At 71.7% G+C, this 18,445-nt stretch carries 14 protein-coding genes and 1 pseudogene; 9 read left to right on the top strand and 6 right to left on the bottom strand.

Annotated elements, in window-relative coordinates:
• Positions 1 to 17: 17 nt before the first annotated feature.
• The 5 genes and pseudogenes from ACWER9_RS19390 to valS all read left to right on the top strand — a co-directional run.
• A pseudogene (locus tag ACWER9_RS19390) lies at positions 18 to 386 on the top strand (DNA-3-methyladenine glycosylase family protein); the annotation flags it as partial.
• Positions 383 to 892 carry a methylated-DNA--[protein]-cysteine S-methyltransferase gene (locus ACWER9_RS19385; protein WP_452303135.1) on the top strand — a complete coding sequence of 170 codons (510 nt, stop codon included), beginning with the start codon at positions 383 to 385 and terminating at the stop codon, positions 890 to 892. The pseudogene ACWER9_RS19390 and the gene ACWER9_RS19385, both read left to right, overlap by 4 nt.
• 38 nt (positions 893 to 930) lie before the next feature.
• A complete protein-coding gene (locus tag ACWER9_RS19380; protein ID WP_452303134.1) occupies positions 931 to 2,787 on the top strand; it encodes an ABC transporter ATP-binding protein in 1,857 nt (618 codons plus the stop codon).
• Complete coding sequence (locus ACWER9_RS19375; protein WP_452303133.1) at positions 2,784 to 4,664, top strand: ABC transporter ATP-binding protein; 1,881 nt, start codon at positions 2,784 to 2,786, stop codon at positions 4,662 to 4,664. Before ACWER9_RS19380 ends, ACWER9_RS19375 begins: the two co-directional genes overlap by 4 nt.
• An 82-nt stretch (positions 4,665 to 4,746) precedes the next feature.
• Positions 4,747 to 7,311 carry a valine--tRNA ligase gene (gene valS / locus ACWER9_RS19370; RefSeq protein ID WP_452303132.1) on the top strand — a complete coding sequence of 855 codons (2,565 nt, stop codon included), beginning with the start codon at positions 4,747 to 4,749 and terminating at the stop codon, positions 7,309 to 7,311.
• A 45-nt stretch (positions 7,312 to 7,356) separates the two neighbouring features.
• Here valS and ACWER9_RS19365 read toward each other — a convergent pair whose 3' ends face one another.
• The 5 genes from ACWER9_RS19365 to ACWER9_RS19345 all read right to left on the bottom strand — a co-directional run bounded on the left by ACWER9_RS19365 (position 7,357) and on the right by ACWER9_RS19345 (position 11,529).
• The gene (locus ACWER9_RS19365) at positions 7,357 to 8,001 is read right to left on the bottom strand and encodes a hypothetical protein (RefSeq protein WP_452303131.1); all 645 of its coding nucleotides are present in this window, start codon (positions 7,999 to 8,001) and stop codon (positions 7,357 to 7,359) included.
• A gap of 93 nt (positions 8,002 to 8,094) precedes the next feature.
• Complete coding sequence (locus ACWER9_RS19360; RefSeq protein WP_452303130.1) at positions 8,095 to 8,805, bottom strand: ABC transporter permease subunit; 711 nt, start codon at positions 8,803 to 8,805, stop codon at positions 8,095 to 8,097.
• A complete protein-coding gene (locus ACWER9_RS19355; RefSeq protein WP_452303129.1) occupies positions 8,806 to 9,717 on the bottom strand; it encodes an ABC transporter ATP-binding protein in 912 nt (303 codons plus the stop codon).
• Positions 9,717 to 10,622 carry an ABC transporter permease gene (locus tag ACWER9_RS19350; protein ID WP_452303128.1) on the bottom strand — a complete coding sequence of 302 codons (906 nt, stop codon included), beginning with the start codon at positions 10,620 to 10,622 and terminating at the stop codon, positions 9,717 to 9,719. The genes ACWER9_RS19355 and ACWER9_RS19350 overlap by 1 nt, the downstream gene beginning before the upstream one ends.
• On the bottom strand, positions 10,615 to 11,529 hold the full coding sequence (locus tag ACWER9_RS19345) for an ABC transporter ATP-binding protein (RefSeq protein ID WP_452303127.1): 915 nt from the start codon (positions 11,527 to 11,529) through the stop codon (positions 10,615 to 10,617). The genes ACWER9_RS19350 and ACWER9_RS19345 overlap by 8 nt, the downstream gene beginning before the upstream one ends.
• Before the next feature lie 246 nt (positions 11,530 to 11,775).
• Here ACWER9_RS19345 and ACWER9_RS19340 point away from each other — a divergent pair, with 246 nt between their 5' ends.
• From ACWER9_RS19340 to galT, 4 genes are all read left to right on the top strand, one after another.
• Positions 11,776 to 13,281, top strand: coding sequence for a glycosyltransferase family 2 protein (locus ACWER9_RS19340; RefSeq protein WP_452303126.1), 1,506 nt, complete (start codon positions 11,776 to 11,778; stop codon positions 13,279 to 13,281).
• A gap of 88 nt (positions 13,282 to 13,369) precedes the next feature.
• Positions 13,370 to 14,899 (top strand): adenylyl-sulfate kinase, encoded by a 1,530-nt coding sequence (cysC, locus tag ACWER9_RS19335; RefSeq protein WP_452303125.1) that lies wholly within the window; start codon positions 13,370 to 13,372, stop codon positions 14,897 to 14,899.
• 111 nt (positions 14,900 to 15,010) lie between these two features.
• Positions 15,011 to 15,820: a DeoR/GlpR family DNA-binding transcription regulator gene (locus ACWER9_RS19330; RefSeq protein ID WP_452303124.1), complete on the top strand. Its 810-nt coding sequence runs from the start codon at positions 15,011 to 15,013 to the stop codon at positions 15,818 to 15,820.
• A 12-nt stretch (positions 15,821 to 15,832) separates the two neighbouring features.
• Positions 15,833 to 16,909 (top strand): galactose-1-phosphate uridylyltransferase, encoded by a 1,077-nt coding sequence (gene galT / locus ACWER9_RS19325; RefSeq protein WP_452303123.1) that lies wholly within the window; start codon positions 15,833 to 15,835, stop codon positions 16,907 to 16,909.
• 286 nt (positions 16,910 to 17,195) lie between these two features.
• On the opposite strand, the gene ACWER9_RS19320 is transcribed toward galT, so the two are convergent.
• On the bottom strand, positions 17,196 to 18,413 hold the full coding sequence (locus ACWER9_RS19320) for an NADP-dependent isocitrate dehydrogenase (RefSeq protein WP_452303122.1): 1,218 nt from the start codon (positions 18,411 to 18,413) through the stop codon (positions 17,196 to 17,198).
• Positions 18,414 to 18,445 lie beyond the last annotated feature (32 nt).

The raw sequence follows: 18,445 nt of genomic DNA, 5'->3' as shown, positions 1-18,445 counted from the left end.
AAGGGGCGCTGCGGGGGTTTCTGGACGCGGAGGAACTTCTGTCCTTGCCGGACTCGGGGTTCGGGATGCCGGTGGCACGGCGGGAGGCTCTGCGCGGGTTGGCTCGGGCGGTGGCGGACGGATCTGTCGACCTCGCGGCCGGGGTGGATCGGGAGGAGGCCGTCCGACGGCTGCTCGCGCTGCCCGGCATCGGCCCGTGGACCGCCAACTACCTGGCCATGCGCGCCTTCGGCGACCCGGACATCCTGCTCAGCTCCGACCTCGCGGTCCGACGCGGCGCCGCCGCGCTCGGCCTGCCCGACACCCCGGCAACCCTCGACCGGTGCGCCGAGCGATGGCGTCCCTGGCGGTCCTACGCCACGATCAGACTCTGGAGAGCCGCATGAACATCGACAGCACCGTACTGGGCACACCCGCCGGCCCGCTGAGCATCCTCGCCGGCCCCGACGGTGACGTCCGGGCGGCCGGCTTCACCCCGGACCCGGCGGCGCTGCTGCCCCTGGTCCACCCGGCCCTGCGGGCGCCGCTGCGGGAGCGGGCCGACCTCGGCCCGGTCAGCGCGGCGGTCAACTCCTACCTGGACGGTGACCTCGCCGCCATCGACGCGGTGCCGGTCCGCCAACAGACCGGCGGTGCGTTCATGGCCCACGCCTGGCAGGTGCTGCGTGAGGTGCCGCCGGGCACCCCGGTCACCTACACCGGGTACGCCGCGCTGGCCGGTCGACCGCCTGCGGTGCGGGCCGCCGCGGCCGCCTGCGCCCGGAACGCGGCAGCCCTCTTCGTGCCCTGCCACCGGGTGCTCCGCACCGACGGGACGCTGGGCGGCTACCGCTGGGGGCTGGACGTGAAGAAGTGGCTCCTCGGTCATGAGCGGCGCTTGACAGCAAGCTGACAGGAGCATCGACGGCGGTAAGACGCTACCGTCTGGTAGTGCCTGTGGAGAGCGACGGCGACCCGGCCGCACGGGCCGCCGCGGGCACTCGCCCCGTGCACAACCTCTGGCGGCTGCGCCCCTACCTGCGCCCGTACGCCGCCGAGTTCGTCTGGCTGCTCGTCGCGGGGCTCGCCGGCACCGCAGCCGGGATCGCCGTCCCGCTCGTCGTGCAGCGGGTCGTGGACGGGCCGGTGGCCCGACACGAACCGGCCGGGCTGCTCCAGCTCGGTGGCCTCGCACTCTTGCTCGGTGTCGTCGAGGCGGTGCTCATCTTCATCCGCCGGTGGGTGCAGTCGTCCTCGGCGGTGGGCATGGAGGCGGCGCTGCGCGCCGACGTCTACGCCCACCTGCAACGGCTGCCGACGAGCTTCCACGACCGCTGGCAGTCCGGCCAGTTGCTCTCCCGGATCACCAGCGACCTCTCGGTGATCCGCCGGTTCCTCTCCTTCGGCGTGTTCTTCCTGGTGCTGAACCTGACCACGTACGTGGTCGTGGTGGTGCTGCTGATCAACCTGCACGCGGCGCTCGGGGTGCTCGTCGCGGCCAGCGCGGTGCCGCTGCTGCTGATCAGTCGCCGGTTCGGGCGGCACTACCACGCCGCGTCACGCCGCATGCAGGATCAGCAGGGCGACGTGGCGACCCTGGTCGAGGAGACCGCGCAGGGCCTGCGCACCATGAAGGCGTACGGGCGGGGGCCCGAACTGGCGGCCCGCTTCGCCGGCGCGGCCCGGCGGCTGCACGACACGGGCGTCGGCAAGGGACGGCTGCTGGCCAACACCTCGGCGCTGCTCGACCTGGTGCCAAACGTGACACTGGGCGTGGTGCTCGCGGCGGGGGCGGCCGCCGCCGCGCACGGCGCGCTCACCATCGGCGAGCTGGTCGCGTTCGTCAGCCTGCAACTGATGCTCATCTGGCCGGTGCAGTCACTGGGTTGGATCATCGCCAACGGTCAGGAGGCGGCCACCGCCGCCGACCGGATCCAGGAGGTGCTGGACACCCCACCCGAGATCGTGGATTCTCCCGGCGCGGTCGCCCTGCCCCGCGTCGCGGTGCACGGTCGACTGCGCTTCGAGCGGGTCGAGTTCAGCTACCCGGGCGCCACCACAGCGGTGCTGCGCGAGATCGACCTGAGCATCGAGCCGGGCGAGACGCTGGCCCTGGTCGGCGCCACCGGCTGCGGCAAGAGCACGCTGCTCTCCCTGGTGCCCCGGCTCAACGAGGTGACGGCGGGCCGGATCACCCTGGACGGGCACGACCTGCGGGAGCTGCGGTTGGCATCGCTGCGCCGGCTGGTCGGGGTGGCGTTCGAGGAGCCCACGCTCTTCTCCATGTCGGTGTGGGAGAACCTCACCCTGGGCCGCCCGGACGCCGATGACGACGAGGTCCGCGCGGCACTCGCGCTGGCCCAGGCCGACTTCGCGTACGACCTGCCCTGGGGGTTGGCCACCCGGGTGGGCGAGCAGGGGCTGTCCCTCTCCGGCGGGCAACGGCAACGACTCGCGCTGGCGCGGGCCGTGCTCGGCCGACCGGCCGTGCTGGTGCTCGACGACCCGCTCTCCGCGCTCGACGTGCACACCGAGGCGCTTGTCGAAGCGGCGTTGCGCCGGGTCCTGTGCGACAGCACCGCGCTGCTGGTGGTGCACCGGCCGTCGACGATCGCGCTCGCCGACCGGGTCGCCCTCCTCCAGGACGGGCGGATCACGGCGACCGGCCGGCACTCCGACCTGCTGGCCACCGTCCCGGCGTACCGGGCACTGCTCGCCGCCGAGCCGCCCGCCGGTCAGCCACCGGCGTCCGGCGCCAGCGGGCCGAGCCCGTCCCCTTCCGACGGGTGGGGGCTGGTGCGCTCGTGAGCGTGCCCAGGCAGGCCGACCCACCGCCCGAGGAGGAGCCCGAGCTCGCTCGATGGCGGGGCACCGCCACCGACCCGGAGGCCGACCGCAGTCGTGCCGAGGACACCAGCCCCGAAGCGGTGGCCCGGCTACGCCGGCTCAGCCGCGTCCTGCTCGGCGACCTGCTCCGCCCGCACCGGAGGCGACTCGCCACGGCGGTCGGCCTGCTGCTGACCCAGAACGCCGCAGCGATGGCCGGCCCGTATCTGGTCATGATCGGCATCGACCGGGCCATCCCGCCGTTGCGCGGGGGCGACGCCGGCCCGCTGATCACCGTCGCCGGGGCGTTCGCGGTGGCCTCGGTGACCGAGTACGCGGCTCGCCGCGCGTTCCTCACCCTGTCCGCCCGGATCGGCCAGGCCGTCCTGCTCGACCTGCGACAGCGGGTGTTCCGGCACTTCCTGCGACTGTCGGTGGGCTTCCACGAGCGGTACACGTCGGGCCGGATGGTCTCCCGGCTCACAAGCGACCTGGACTCGATCGCCGAGCTTGTCGACGGCGGGATCGACAGCCTGGTGCTGGCCGGGCTCTCGATCCTCTCGGTGGCCGCCATCCTGCTCTGGCTGGACCTGCCGCTCGCCGCCGTGACGCTGTTCGCCTTCCCGTTCCTGTTCTGGCTCTCCCGCTGGTTCGCCAGGTCGTCGGCGAGCGCGTACCGACGGACCAGGGACGCGGTGGCGCTTGTCATCGTGCACTTCGTCGAGTCGATGCGGGGCATCCGGGCGGTGCAGGCGTTCCGCCGGGAGCCCCGCAACCAACGGATCTTCGTGGCGCTCGGCGACGACTACCGACGGAGCAGCCTGCACGCGTTCCGGCTGATCGCCACGTATTCGCCCGCGATCAAGCTGATCGGCAACGTCACCGTGGCGGCGGTGCTCTGCTACGGCGGTTGGCGGGTGCTCGGCGGGCAGACCGAGATCGGTGTGCTCGCCGCGTTCCTGCTCTACCTGCGCCGCTTCTTCGAGCCGATGCAGGAGCTGAGCCAGTTCTACAACTCGTTGCAGTCGGCCACGGCGGCGCTGGAGAAGCTGGCCGGGGTCCTCGACGAACGGCCGACTGTCGCCGAACCGGCCCGGCCCACACCGCTGCCGACCGGGCCGGGCCGGGGCGAGTTGGTCTTCCGGGCCGTCGGCTTCGGCTACCGGTCCGACACCCCGATCCTGCGCGGGCTGGAGTTGACGGTGCCGGCCGGGCAGACGGTGGCACTGATCGGGCCGACCGGGGCGGGCAAGTCGACGATCGCCAAGCTGGTGGCCCGGTTCCACGACCCCGACACCGGCACCATCCGGTTGGACGGGGTCGACCTGCGCGACGTACGCGACGCCGACCTGCGTCGTGCGGTGGTGCTCGTGACACAGGAGAACCACCTGTTCAGTGGCACAGTCGCGGAGAACATCCGGTTCGGCCGCCCGGGGGCCGACGACACCGCCGTGCAGGCCGCCGCACGGGCGATCGGCGCTGACGACTTCATCACCGCACTGCCCGAGGGGTACGCCACCCAGGTGCACCGACGCGGCGGCCGGCTCTCCGCCGGGCAGCGGCAGCTTGTCGCGTTCGCCCGCGCGTTCCTGGCCGACCCGACGGTGCTCATCCTCGACGAGGCGACGTCGTCGCTCGACGTACCGACCGAACGTCTCGTGCAGCGGGCACTCGGCACCATCCTGCGCGACCGCACCGCACTTGTCATCGCGCATCGTCTCTCCACGGTGGAGACGGCCGACCGGGTGCTCGTCCTCGACGGCGGAGAGGTCGTCGAGGACGGCCCGCCCGCCGAGCTTGCCGAGGCCGACGGCCGGTACGCCGCCCTGCACCGCCAGTGGCGCGACTCGCTGATCTAGGGCCGGCGTCGACGGCCCCGCCGCCGGTGTGTTCGGCAGCAACTACGTCGCCCCGCACCGGGGAGGTGCCTACGATCGCAGCATGACCGATACGGCGAGGACGGCCCGTGCCGGCGTTCCCGAGCGTCCGACCCTGGACGGGCTCGAGGAGAGCTGGGCACGCCGCTGGCAGGAGGAAGGCACGTACGCGTTCGACCGCTCGAAGGAGCGCAAGGACGTGTACGCGATCGACACCCCGCCGCCGACCGTATCGGGCGAGTTGCACATGGGGCACGTCTTCTCGTACACCCACACCGACACCACCGCGCGGTACCAGCGGATGCGCGGAAAGGCCGTCTTCTACCCGATGGGCTGGGACGACAACGGCCTGCCCACCGAGCGTCGGGCGCAGAACGTGTACGGGGTGCGCTGCGATCCGGCACTGCCGTACGACCCGGTGTGGCGGCCACCGGCTGCGCCTGTCGACGACTCGGCCCGCCGCGACCCCACCCCGATCTCCCGGCGCAACTTCATCGAGCTGTGCGAACGACTGACGGTCACCGACGAGCAGGTCTTCGAGGCCCTGTGGCGGCGGCTCGGGCTCTCGGTGGACTGGTCCCTGACGTACACGACGATCGGCCGGTTCGCGCGGACCACGAGCCAACGGGCGTTCGTCCGCAACCTGCGCCGCGGTGAGGCGTACCAGTCGGAGGCCCCGACGCTCTGGGACGTCGGCTTCGCCACCGCTGTCGCCCAGGCGGAGTTGGAGGACCGGGAGCGCCCCGGCGCGTACCACCGGCTGCGGTTCACCGCGGCCGACGGTCGTGAGGTGCTCATCGACACCACCCGGCCCGAGCTGCTGCCGGCCTGCGTGGCGCTTGTCTGCCACCCCGACGACGAGCGGTACGCCGATCTGGTGGGCGGCACGGTGCGCAGCCCGCTGTTCGACGTCGAGGTGCCGGTGTACGCCCACCCACTCGCCGAACCGGGCAAGGGCACCGGCGTCGCGATGGTCTGCACGTTCGGTGACCTGACCGACGTGACGTGGTGGCGTGAGCTGGGGTTGGACACCCGGGTGGTGATCGGCCGGGACGGTCGGCTGCTGCCCGAGCCGCCGCACGGGGTGCCGGCGCAGCCGTACGCGGCGCTGGCCGGGCAGAGCGTCAACGGCGCCCGGCGGGAGATCGTCGGGATGCTTGCCGACGCCGGTGACCTCATCGGCGAGCCGCGTCCGATCACCCACCCGGTGAAGTTCTACGAACGCGGCGACCGGCCACTGGAGATCGTCTCGACTCGACAGTGGTATCTGCGCAACGGCGGCCGGGACGAGGCGCTGCGGGCCACGCTGCTGGCCCGGGGCGCAGAGCTGCACTGGGTGCCGGCGCACATGAAACACCGCTACGACAACTGGGTGGGCGGCCTGAACGGGGACTGGCTGGTCAGCCGCCAACGGTTCTTCGGGGTGCCGGTGCCGGTGTGGTACCGGCTCGACGACACTGGCGAGCCGGACTGGTCCCACCCTCTCACGCCGGACGAGTCCGCGCTGCCGGTCGACCCATCAAGTGACCCGGCGCCCGGTTACGACGAGTCGCAGCGCGGCCAGCCGGGCGGTTTCAGCGGTGACCCGGACGTGCTGGACACCTGGGCCACGTCCTCGCTGACCCCACAGATCGTCGGTGGCTGGGAGACCGACCCGGACCTGTTCGCCCGGGTCTTCCCGATGGACCTCCGGCCGCAGGGCCAGGAGATCATCCGGACCTGGCTCTTCGACAGCGTGGTCCGTTCGCACTTCGAGCACGGGGTGCTGCCCTGGCGGGACACCGTGCTCTCGGGCTGGATCCTCGACCCCGACCACAAGAAGATGGCCAAGTCCAAGGGGAACGTCGTCACCCCACTGGCCCTGCTGGAGCAGCACGGCTCGGACGCCGTGCGGTACTGGGCGGCCAGCGGCAAGCCCGGCATGGACCTGGCCTTCGACCCGGCGCAGATCAAGGTCGGCCGGCGACTGGCCACCAAGCTGCTCAACGCGTCCAAGTTCGCGCTCGGGTTGGGCGCGGCGGACGCCCTGCGCGCCCCGACGACCACACCACTGGACCGGGCCATGCTCGCCGAGCTGGCCACCGTGGTCACCGCGGCGAGCACCGCCTTCGACTCGTACGACCACACGGCGGCGTTGCAGGTGACCGAGGCGTTCTTCTGGCGGTTCTGCGACGACTACATCGAGCTGGTCAAGGAGCGGGCGTACGGCACTGGCCCGGGAGCCGACTCGGCACGGGCGGCGCTGGCCTCGGCGCTCTCGGTGCAGCTGCGGTTGTTCGCCCCGGTGCTGCCGTACGTGACCGAGGAGGTCTGGTCGTGGTGGCGGTACGGCTCGGTGCACCGGGCGCCGTGGCCGACCACCTACGAGGTGGCCCGGACGATCGAGGGGTCGGGTGAGCCGGCGTTGCTGCGGCTCGCCGGTGACGCGTTGAGCCAGGTGCGACGGGCCAAGTCGGAGCGGAAGCTGTCGATGAAGGCGGAGGTGCCGTTGGCGGAGGCGCTCGGCCCGGCGGCGTTGTTGGAGCAGCTCAGCCTGATCGCCGACGACCTACGGGCGGCAGGGCGGATCAGCAAACTCGACCTGCTTCCGGACCGTACCCCGGAGCTCGTCATCGCCTGCGCCTTCTGACCGGTGTCCGCCGCCGCCCGCTCGGGCGGCGGCGGCCCGGCGGGCTCACCAGCCGCGCAGGAAGCGCAGCCCGAGCAGGAACGCGACCACGGCGGGCCCCACCAGCAGGGTGATCGCCTGGAGGCGGTACGGCATCCGGTGTCGGGTCAGCTCCCCCGCGTTGCCGAGCACGATGGCCCCGGCCAGCATCAGGAACGCGCCCCACCACCCGGTCTTCGGGTCGATCAGGCCCACCCGGATCAGTTGCAGGGTCACACCCAGCAGCGCACCGGTCAGCGCGAGCAGCGCCACCGCCCGGTGCAGGCCGCGCGCCAGTGGGTGGGCCGCCCGCCAGCCGTAGGTGCCGGCGACCGCCAGGCAGGGCAGCACCACCATGAGTGGCCAACCCCGCCCCATCACGCCGAACATCAGCAGCGCCCCGACCGCGAAGACGATCGTGCCGACACAGGCGAGCATGTACCCGGCGAAGGCCCGGCCACCGCCACGGATCAGCAACGGCCCGCCGCTGGCCGCGATCAACGCGGCCGGGATCAGGATGAACACCGCCCACCAGTGGAACTGGCCGCTGCCCTGGGCCGCGGTGGCGACCGTGGCACAGGCCAGCCCGGCGACGGCCAGGCTGGTCAGCCAGGGCCGGCTGCTCCGGGAGTACGGCTCAGCCAACGACGTCAGCTCCGCTTCGACGCTCACGCCCACAAGCCTGGCCCGGGGTGGCCGGCCCGGTCCATCCGGCCAGCCCTACCGCAGCGCGGGGGCTGGCCGGAAGAGCAGCTCGCACCGCTGTCAGCTCGTCTCGCCGGCCACGCTGAACGAGCGCAGGCGGTCGATGGCGAGCACGGTGAAGCCGACGCTCACCAGCGCGGTCATCACCGACGCCACCGGCACCGACACGCTGGTCTCCAGCAGCCCGGTGGGGGCGATCCGGTCGGCGAGGGCGATCACGTACTGCTGGATGGAGAGCACCTTGGTGCCGCTGACGAAGTTGCCGAGCAGCCCCTCCCAGATCAGCACGTAGACCAGGCCGAGCAGCACCGGCCGCCTGGTGACCAGGCTGAGCGCGAGGAACAACGCCGAGTACGCGAGCGCGCCGAGCGCCCCCGCGACGGCCAGGCCCAGACCGAGGCGTACCGAGTCGGCGAGCACGCCCGCGACGTAGAGCGGCACCGCGACGGTGGCCGCGGTGACCCCGGCGGACACCCCGAGTTTCGGCAGCACGATCTGCCAGCGCGGTAGGGGCTTGGTCAGGATGTGCACCACGGTGCCGTCGTCGATCTCGGCGCCAAGCACGCCGGTGCCGATGATCAGTGCGACCACCGGAAGCACGACCGCCAGCCCGAGGCCGACAAGCACCGGCGGCCCCCACTCGCCCGGGTCCACCCCCAGCGACCGGCAGAGCACGGCCAGCCCGAGCAGCACCAACGGCAGCGGTAGCAGCAGCAGGAACCGACGTCGGCCGAACAACCCGCGCGCGGTGATCCAGGTAATCGTCGACATTTATGCCTCCACCAGGTAGGAGAAGACGCTCTCCAGGGACTCGTCGGACGGCACCAGCTGGCGCACCCGGATGCCCTTGTCCAGCGCGATCCGGGGTAGCGCCCGGGTGAACGCGCCGTAGTCGCCGGCCCGGACGGTCAGGCCGGTCGGGTCCAGCTCGACCCCGCTCACCGACGCCTCGGCGATCAGCGCGACGGCCAGTGCCCGGTCGTCGGTGGAGCGCACCGCGAAGACGTGCGGTCGGTTCGTCATCAACCGGCGGATGGTCCGGAAGTCGCCGGAGGCGGCCAGCCGGCCCGCCACCATCACCTGCACCGTCCCGGAGACCTGCTCGACCTCCTCCAGGATGTGCGAGCTGAACAGGATGGTCCGGCCGGCGTCACCAAGGCTGTGCAGCAGATCCATCATGTGCAGCCGCTGGCGCGGGTCCATGCCGTTGAACGGCTCGTCGAGCAGCAGCACCTGCGGGTCGTGCACCAACGCCGCGGCCACCCGGGCGCGCTGGCGCATGCCCTTGGAGTACGTGCCGATCCGTCGGTCCTGCGCCGACTCCAACTCCACCAGGTCGATCGCCCGTCGGGCCGCGGCTGCCGGATCGGGCAGCCGGTGCAGCTTCGCGCTGGCGAGCACGAACTCGTACGCGGTCAGGAAGCCCTGCACCGCCTCCCGTTCGCTGACCAGGCCCAGCCGCCGGTAGACGTCGGGGTTGCGCCAGGTCGGCTCGTCGTCGAGGGTGACCGTGCCCCGCGACGGGGCGAGGAACCCGGCCATCATGTGCAGCAGCGTGGTCTTGCCGGCGCCGTTCGGGCCGAGCAACCCGGTCACGCCCGGCCCCAGGCCCATGCTGATGTCGTTGACCGCGACCACGTTGCCGTACCACCGGGACACTCCGGTCAGGCTCAGCGTGCTCATCAGGAGGCGACCTTCCGGTAACGGGCCAGCAGGAGGGCGGTCGCGCCGGCGACCAACAGCACCGCGGCCACGGCGTAGACCGGGCCGAACCCGCCGATCATCATCTCGCCCGGATCGCCCTCGACCAGCAGGTCACCAAGCGACCAGATGCCCACCCCCTGCACCAGCGTGGAGGGTGAGGCGAGCCCGGCCAACTCGTTTGCGGAGCGCGACGGCAGGATGCTCAACACACCCACGATCGGGGTGGTCATCAGGAACACCGCGACCACCCCACCGGCGGCGAAGGCGCGCTTGCCGGTCAGCGACGCGACGAGCAGGCCGACCGAGGCGAAGACCACCGCCCAGAGCCCGGCGTAGAGCAGGCCGGGCAGCAGGTCGAGCAGTTCGTTCCACACCCCGCGCATGCCCTGCTTGGTGGTGAACGCCGCGCCCAGGAACATCAACAGCTGGGGCCCGCCGAGCAGCAGCCAGAGCGCGGTGACCAGAGCCAGCAGCTTGGCCAACGCGTAGTCGGAGCGCGGCAGCGGCCGGGAGAAGTACAGCGGAAGCACGCCGCTGCGCAGGTCCCGGGAGACCAGCTCCGGGGCGACGACCGCGACGAAGAAGATGACCAACCAGCTCATCGCGTCGGCGAACTGGGCGTACGTGGCGACCGGCTCGCCGATCTGGCTGCGTATCGCGGCCAGGGCGACCGCGACCAGGCTGACGATGCCGACCACCAGCCACGGGAAGATCTTGGCTTTGGCGCTGCGCCCGAACCCGAACGCGGTGCGCAGACCATGGCCGTAGAGCGCGCCGAAGACCTGCCGACGACCCAGCCTGGGCCCCTCGTAGCGCTGGTAGCCGATGTCGTGGATGACGCCTGTCGGCGTGGGGCGCACAGCGGCGGTGGACGACTCAGGCATGGGTGAGCTCCCTCGTGGCGAAGAGTTCGGCCACCCGGTGCCGGCGCTGGTCCAGTCGGTGCAGTGGCAGGTCCAGTTCGGCGACCGCGCCGAGGATCAGGTCGTACGTGCCGTCGTCGGCGAGCGGCACGAGGAGCAGTCGTCCGTCCCGGGCCACCGGCAGGTTCAGCTCGGCGAGTCGGGCGGCGAGTTCCTCGGTGCCCTCGCTGACCTCCACGGCGAGCACGTCGGTGGCCGTGGTCATCGCGGAGATGTTGTCGGCGCGCAGCAACCGGCCGCCGTCGATGGCGATCAGCGTGTCGCAGATCCGCTCGACCTCGCCGAGCAGGTGCGAGCAGACCAGCACGGAGATGCCGAACTCGGTGCCGATCCGGTGTACGAGGGCCAGCATGGCGTCGCGGCCCGCCGGGTCCAGGCCGTTCGTCGGCTCGTCCAGCAGCAGCAGGTCGGGGTCGTGCACGAGCGCCTGAGCCAGCTTCACGCGCTGCTTCATGCCCGTCGAGTAGCCGCCGACCGGGCGATAGCGCTCCTCGTAGAGCCCGACGTGTCGCAGGGCCTCCGAGGCCCGCTCCCGAGCCGCGGTGCGGGGCAGGCCGCTCATCCGGCCGAGGTGGGTGACCAGCTCGGCGGCGGACAGGTCCGGCGGGAGACAGTCGTGCTCCGGCATGTAGCCGACCCGGGCACGGACGGCAGCCGGGTCCGTGGTCGGGTCGATGCCGAGCACCGAGACCTGGCCACTTGTCGGTGCGATCAGGCCGAGCAGGATCTTGATCAACGTGGATTTGCCGGCGCCGTTCGCGCCCACCAGGCCGATGATCCCGGGCTCGACGGCGACGGTGAGGTCGGCCAACGCGGTGACCCGACCTCCGTACGTCTTGGTGAGCGACTGGGTCGCGATCAGTGTCACGCGCCAAGCGTAGGGAGTCGATGCCCAGCATGGACACCGGCGCGCCCCCGGCGCTCCCCTGATCCTTTCGCAGGCGGACCCCTAAGGTCCCGACGGGGAGGCTCGCGACGTTTCCGCCGGTCCCGCGTTCGGCCGGACCCCGCCTTGGAAAAGAGGTATCCGGGGTGACACCATTCACCTCCCGTTCACCGGGCATCGACAGCCCGGTGGCCGACCGACGACGTGGGAGGGGTCCTGATAGCCAAGGTGAGCGTCCCCAAGGTCAGCGTCGTGGTGCCGGCGTACAACTGCGGCACGCACATCGAGAAGCTCATCGACTCGTTGCTGCGCCAGTCACTGCCTGCGGACGAGTTCGAAGCGATCTTCGTCGACGACGGTTCGACCGACGACACGGCCGAGCGACTGGACCGGTTGGCCGCCGAGCACCCGCACATCAGGGTGCTGCACATCGAGAACTCGGGCTGGCCGTCGCGCCCACGTAACCTCGGCATCGAGCACGCCCACGGCGAGTACGTCTTCTTCGCCGACGACGACGACTGGTTCGCCGTCGAGGCGCTGGAGCGGCTGTACGACTGCGCGAAGGCGAACGACGCGGACATCGTGGTCGGGAAGATGGCCGGTTACGGGCGCCCCGTGCCGCGCGAGCTGTTCCGGAAGAACCGCTTCGACGCCACCCTGGGCAACTCCCCCCTGATCGACAGCCTGACCTGTCACAAGCTGTTCCGGCGGTCCTTCCTGAACGAGCACGGCCTGCGGTTCCCGGAGGGCGGCAAGCGGCGTCTGGAGGACCACTCGCTCGTCGTGCGGGCCTACTTCCTGTCCCGGCGCACCTCCGTGTTGTCCGACTACACCTGCTACCACCACGTCCACCGGGGCGACGCGCGCAACGTCACCGCGGGCCAACTGGACCCGGCGAGCTACTTCGCCAGCGTGCGGGAGGCGCTGGACGTCGTTGACGCCAACACCGAGCCGGGTCCACTGCGGGACCGGCTGCACCGGCGCTGGCTGCGCAACGAGATGCTCAGCCGGCTGCGGGGCAAGCGGCTGCTTGACGCACCCGAGCCGTGGCTGGACCAGGTCGCACTGGAGACCCAGAAGATCATCCAGGACCGCTTCGCCCCCGGTGTCGCCGGCGGTCTGCCGCCCCTGCTCCGAGCCGTGGCGTACCTGGCGGAGCGGGGTCGCGTCGCCGACCTGCGCAGGCTCGCCCGCTGGGAGGCGGGCATCGCCGCACACGGCACTGTCGACGATCTCCGGCGCGCCGACCACGCCGTCACGGTGACCGTCGCCGCCGAGCTGCGCTCCGCGAACGAGCCGGTCGGCTTCCGCGCCGACGGTGACCGCGACGTGCTGATGCTCCCGATGGAGGAGATCGCCCCCGAGGTGCTTGACGCCACCGCGCAGGTGCGCAAGGCCCGGCTGGACCTGGTCGCCCGGCACCGGGAGACCGGCGACGAGATCTTCCTGCCGATGACCTTCCAGACCGAGCGGATCACCGGTACGACCGGAGCGGAGACCGTGCACCTGGTGCACCGGACCACCGCCACGATCGACTTCGCCGCCCTCAACGGCGGCCGGACCAGGGGCAGTTGGCTGCTCAAGGCCCGGATCACAAACGTGGGTTGGACCGAGGACGCGCGACTGCCGCTGGTGTTCATCTGCCGGGCGGACGGCTCACGACCTCGGATCCGCGACGAGCGGAAGGTGTGGAACCGGGTGCGGTCGGCGGTAGGCCGGCGGATCAAGCGCTGATCCGCCCGCGTGGGTCGTGGAGTGGCGCCCTCGACCGATCGGCGGTCGGCTGCGAAACTGTGTGCCGGTCAGCGAGTGGGGGGTGTGGATGAGCAACGGCTGGGTGCTGCCCGACGAGGTGCTGCGGGACGCACCGGCGTACACGCCACGTCCTGGTGAGCTCGCTGATCTCGAGCTGCTGCTGACCGGTGCGTACGCCCCACTGACCGGTTTCATGACCCGGGCCGACCTGGTCTCGGTGAGCCGCCGCGGCCGGCTGGCCGACGGCACACCGTGGCAGGTCGCGGTCGTCCTGCAGGTGCCGGCATCGCTGGCGCAGAGCTTCGATCCGCGCGATCCGGCCCGCCGGGCGCTCGTGCTGACCGACGGGGAGGGCGCGCCGGCGGCCGCCCTGGACGTGGCCGACGTCTGGCCGGTGCGCGAGGGCGTGGCCGGGGTGGGCGGCCAGGTCCGCCGACTTGGCGACGGTGGGCACGGTCCGTTCCAGCGACTGCGCCGTAACCCGGAGGAGGTTCGCGCGCTGCTGCCCCCGGGCCGGGTGCTCGGCGTGATCGCCGATCGTCCGCTGCATCGTCCGCAGCTCGCCCAGATCGCCCATGCCGCCCGCACCCTGGCCGCACACCTACTCGTGATGATCCCGGTCGGTGAGGGCGGCGCCGACGGGCTTCCGCCGGAGGCGCTGGTCCGTACGATCTTCGCCGCACGGGACCGGATGCCGCCCGCCACCCTCGTCGCGGTGCCGCTGTCGCACCGACGCGAGGAGATCAGTGACGCGCTGCTGCGCGCCCGGGTCTCCGCCGCGTACGGGGTCACCCACCTGCTCTCCACCGGGGAGATGCTCTCCGGCGCCGGGCTGCGGGTGCTGGTGCCCCGGGAGCTCGCGTACGACAACCGGGACGGGCAGTGGCGTTGGCGGGAGGACATCCCACCGCGCAACCGCCGCCTCGCACTGACCCAGCCGGAGATCGACGACCTGCTCGACCGGGGCTTCCCGCTGCCGGAGTGGCACACCCCGCCCGCCGTGGCGCGGGAGCTGGCCCGGGCCCGGCCGCCGCGTCGCCAGCGCGGGCTGGTGGTCTTCCTGACCGGCCTCTCCGGCTCCGGCAAGTCGACGATCGCCAGGGGGCTTGCGGACGCCTTACGGGAGAGCGGCGACCGCACGGTGACCCTGCTCGACGGCGACGTGGTGCGTCGGGAGCTCTCCGCCGGGCTGGGCTTCAGCAAGGCCGACCGGGATCTCAACGTCCGGCGGATCGGCTGGGTGGCCGCCGAGATCGCCCGGCACCGGGGGGTGGGCATCTGCTGCCCGATCGCCCCGTACGCGGCGGCCCGCGCCACCGCGCGGGAGATGGCCCTCGCCGCCGGGGCGGGTTTCGTGCTCGTGCACGTGGCCACCCCGCTCGAGGTGTGCGAGCAGCGGGACCGCAAGGGCCTGTACGCGCGGGCGCGGGCTGGCCTGCTCACCGGGATGACCGGCATCGACGACCCGTACGAGGAGCCGACCGACGCCGATCTGGTGCTGGACACCACCGACCTGAGCGTGGCGGACGCGGTGCAGGCCGTGCTGCACCAGCTGACCGAGACCGGCTGGGTGGAGTTGAAGATCGCGTCCGCCTGAGGCGTCGCCGTACCCGTTCCTTTCACCGCTGACGGCTACGCGATAGTGTTCGTCTTTGTTGGAACACGTTTGACCGCGTGAGGGTACGTGGACCCCGGGGAGGCATGGCGGATGCTCGCTCAGCAGCGGCAGGCGGCCATCCTGGCGCGGGTCCGCTCGGCCGGCGGCGTCCGGGTCAGCGAGTTGGCCGGCGAGTTCGGCGTGTCCGACATGACCATCCGGCGCGACCTGGATGCCCTGCACGAGCGCGGCCTGCTGGCCAAGGTGCACGGCGGTGCCACCACCACCGGGCCGAGTTCGACCGACGAGCCGGGCTTCCACGCCAAGTCGGTCCGCCAACTGCCGGAGAAGGCCGCCATCGCCGACCGGGCGGCCCAGCTGGTCCGGCCGGGAGCGGCCGTCGCGCTCTCCGCCGGCACCACCACGGCCGAGCTGGCCCGCCGGCTTGTCGACGTGCCCGAGCTGACCGTCGTGACCAACTCGCTGCCGGTCGCCGAGATCTTGCACTCCGCCGGCCGCCCGGACCAGACGGTGGTGCTCACCGGTGGCGTACGCACACCGTCGGACGCGCTTGTCGGGCCACTCGCGGTCGGGGCCGTCCGGTCACTGCACCTGGACCTGCTCTTCCTGGGCGTCCACGGCATCACCGAGCGGGCCGGCTTCACCACCCCCAACCTCATGGAGGCGGAGACCGACCGCGCGCTCGTCGCCGCGGCGGACCAACTGGTGGTGCTCGCCGACCACACCAAGTGGGGCACGGTCGGCATCTCCTCGATCGTCGAGTTGACGGCGGCCCACGTACTGGTCAGCGACGACCTGTTGCCCCCGCCCGCACGACGGGTACTCGGCGAGCAGGTGGGCGAACTGATCATGGTGAAGGCGACAAGGGGCGGGCCGCGTGACGCGCACGCCGACAACTGAGGGGACGGCGCCGTGAAGCGCACCGCGATCGACCTGTCCGACGGCCGGGAGCTGATCTACTTCGACGAGCGCGACGACGCGGTCCGCGACCAGCCGGACCGACGGACCCTGCCACCACCTCCCCCCGCATCCCAACTGCGCTACGACCCGCTGACCGACGAGTGGGTGGCGGTCGCCGTGCACCGGCAGACCCGCACCTTCCTCCCGCCGGCGAACGAGTGCCCGCTCGACCCGTCGGTGGGCGACCGGCTGACCGAGATCCCGGCGCCCGACTACGACGTGGTGGTCTTCGAGAACCGATTTCCGTCGCTGAGCGGTCGGGTGGCCGAGGAGCCCGGGGAGATCACCCCGTTCACGCCGGTCCGGCCGGGCGTCGGCCGCTGCGAGGTGGTCTGCTTCACGTCCGATCACAACGCCTCCTTCGCCAGCCTGCCTCCGCGCCGGGTCCGCACCGTGCTGGACGCGCTCGCCGACCGCACCGAGGTGCTCGGCGCGCTGCCCGGCGTCGAGCAGATCTTCTGCTTCGAGAACCGGGGCGTCGAGATCGGTGTCACGCTGCACCACCCGCACGGGCAGATCTACGCGTACCCCTTCGTGACGCCGCGCACCCGCGCGCTGCTGGCCGCGGCGCGCCGGCACGCCGAGCGGACCGGCGGGGGCAACCTGTACGCGGACGTGCTGGCCGCCGAGCGCAGTGCCGGTGCGCGGGTGGTCACCGAGAACGAACACTGGACGGCGTTCGTGCCGGCGGCCGCGCGCTGGCCGTTCGAGGTGCACGTCGCGCCGCGCCGCGTGGTGCCGGACATCCCGGCGCTCGGCGACAGCGAACGGGACGCCTTCGGCCCGCTCTACCTGGACCTGCTGCGCCGCTTCGACGGCCTCTTCGACATGCCGATGCCGTACATCTCGGCCTGGCACCAAGCCCCCGTGCGGGTCGACCGCGAGTTGGGCCACCTGCACCTGCAGCTGTTCAGCATCCGGCGGGCCGCCGACAAGTTGAAGTACCTTGCGGGCTCCGAGTCCGGGATGGGCGTCTTCATCAACGACATCGCCCCGGAACGTGCCGCCGAGCTGCTCCGCGCCGCCTGAGCGGCCCCGCATCGTCCGGGGAACAGGGCGCGGGGGGCCCGGGACAGGGCCCCCCGCAGGGAAGGGACGGCTGGCTGTGCACGGCACAGCCGGGAAGGCTGGCTGATCGGCGCACGGGTGCCGCTGGTCGACCGTGGTCAACCTTCCTGGACGCGACTGACATCTCGTCCATCCTGGTCAACGAGGCGCGCCGGGCGCAGTGACGCCGACCGGCGCGGCGCAGCCGGACACGCCGAAGCCCGCCGGCAGGGTGGCCGGCGGGCTCCGATGATGTGGTACGCCTGGATCAGGCGGCGAGCTTACGGGCCAGGTTCTCGTCGAGCGCGTTCATGAACTCGTCGGTGCTCAGCCACGGGGCGTCGCGCGAGATGAGCAGCGCCAGGTCCTTGGTCATCTGGCCACCCTCGACGGTGTCGACGATGACCCGCTCCAGGGTGTTGGCGAACTCGGTGACCGCCGGGGTGCCGTCCAGCTTGCCCCGGTGGGCCAGGCCCCGGGTCCAGGCGTAGATCGACGCGATCGGGTTGGTCGAGGTCTTCTCGCCCTTCTGGTACTGCCGGTAGTGCCGGGTGACGGTGCCGTGCGCGGCCTCGGCCTCGACGGTCCGGCCGTCCGGGGAGAGCAGCACCGAGGTCATCAGACCCAGCGAGCCGAAGCCCTGCGCGACAGTGTCGGACTGCACGTCACCGTCGTAGTTCTTGCAGGCCCAGACGTAGCCACCCTCCCACTTGAGCGCGGCGGCGACCATGTCGTCGATGAGCCGGTGCTCGTAGGTGAGACCCGCGGCGTCGAACTCGGCCTTGAACTCCGCCTCGAACACCTCGGCGAAGATGTCCTTGAACCGGCCGTCGTACGCCTTGAGGATGGTGTTCTTGGTCGACATGTAGACCGGGTAGTTGCGGTCCAGGCCGTACCGGAACGACGCCCGGGCGAAGTCCCGGATCGACTCGTCGTAGTTGTACATGCCCATGGCGATGCCGCCGCCGGGGAAGTTGGCGACCTCCATCTCCATCGGCGCGCCGCCGTCGGCCGGGGTGTAGGTGATGGTCACCGTGCCCGGGCCGGGGACGACGAAGTCGGTGGCCTTGTACTGGTCACCGTGGGCGTGCCGGCCGATGATGATCGGCTTGGTCCAGCCGGGGACCAGCCGCGGCACGTTGGACATGATGATCGGCTCACGGAAGACGACGCCGCCGAGGATGTTGCGGATGGTGCCGTTCGGCGACCGCCACATCTTCTTCAGGCCGAACTCCTCGACCCGGGCCTCGTCCGGGGTGATGGTCGCGCACTTGACGCCGACGCCGTGCTCCTTGATGGCGTTTGCGGCGTCGATGGTGACCTGGTCGTCGGTCTCGTCGCGGTACTGGATCGACAGGTCGTAGTAGTGCAGGTCGACGTCGAGGTAGGGCAGGATCAGCTGCTCCCGGATCTGCTTCCAGATGATCCGGGTCATCTCGTCGCCGTCGAGTTCTACGACCGGGTTGTTTACCTTGATCTTCGCCATCGGCCGGCGCTCCTCTCGGGGGACACGTGCTC

It is taken from the genome of Micromonospora sp. NPDC003944, assembly GCF_053605225.1.
The sequence above is the reverse complement of the archived record's forward strand: the minus strand, read 5'-3'. Positions and strand labels throughout refer to the sequence as shown.

Coding starts and splice junctions, on each gene's coding strand:
- ACWER9_RS19330 (WP_452303124.1), top strand. CDS start 15,011: ATGCTCGCTCAGCAGCGGCAGGCGGCCATCCTGGCGCGGGTCCGCTCG.
- valS (WP_452303132.1), top strand. CDS start 4,747: ATGACCGATACGGCGAGGACGGCCCGTGCCGGCGTTCCCGAGCGTCCG.
- ACWER9_RS19355 (WP_452303129.1), bottom strand. CDS start 9,717: ATGAGCACGCTGAGCCTGACCGGAGTGTCCCGGTGGTACGGCAACGTG.
- ACWER9_RS19320 (WP_452303122.1), bottom strand. CDS start 18,413: ATGGCGAAGATCAAGGTAAACAACCCGGTCGTAGAACTCGACGGCGAC.
- ACWER9_RS19350 (WP_452303128.1), bottom strand. CDS start 10,622: ATGCCTGAGTCGTCCACCGCCGCTGTGCGCCCCACGCCGACAGGCGTC.
- ACWER9_RS19360 (WP_452303130.1), bottom strand. CDS start 8,805: ATGTCGACGATTACCTGGATCACCGCGCGCGGGTTGTTCGGCCGACGT.
- cysC (WP_452303125.1), top strand. CDS start 13,370: ATGAGCAACGGCTGGGTGCTGCCCGACGAGGTGCTGCGGGACGCACCG.
- ACWER9_RS19385 (WP_452303135.1), top strand. CDS start 383: ATGAACATCGACAGCACCGTACTGGGCACACCCGCCGGCCCGCTGAGC.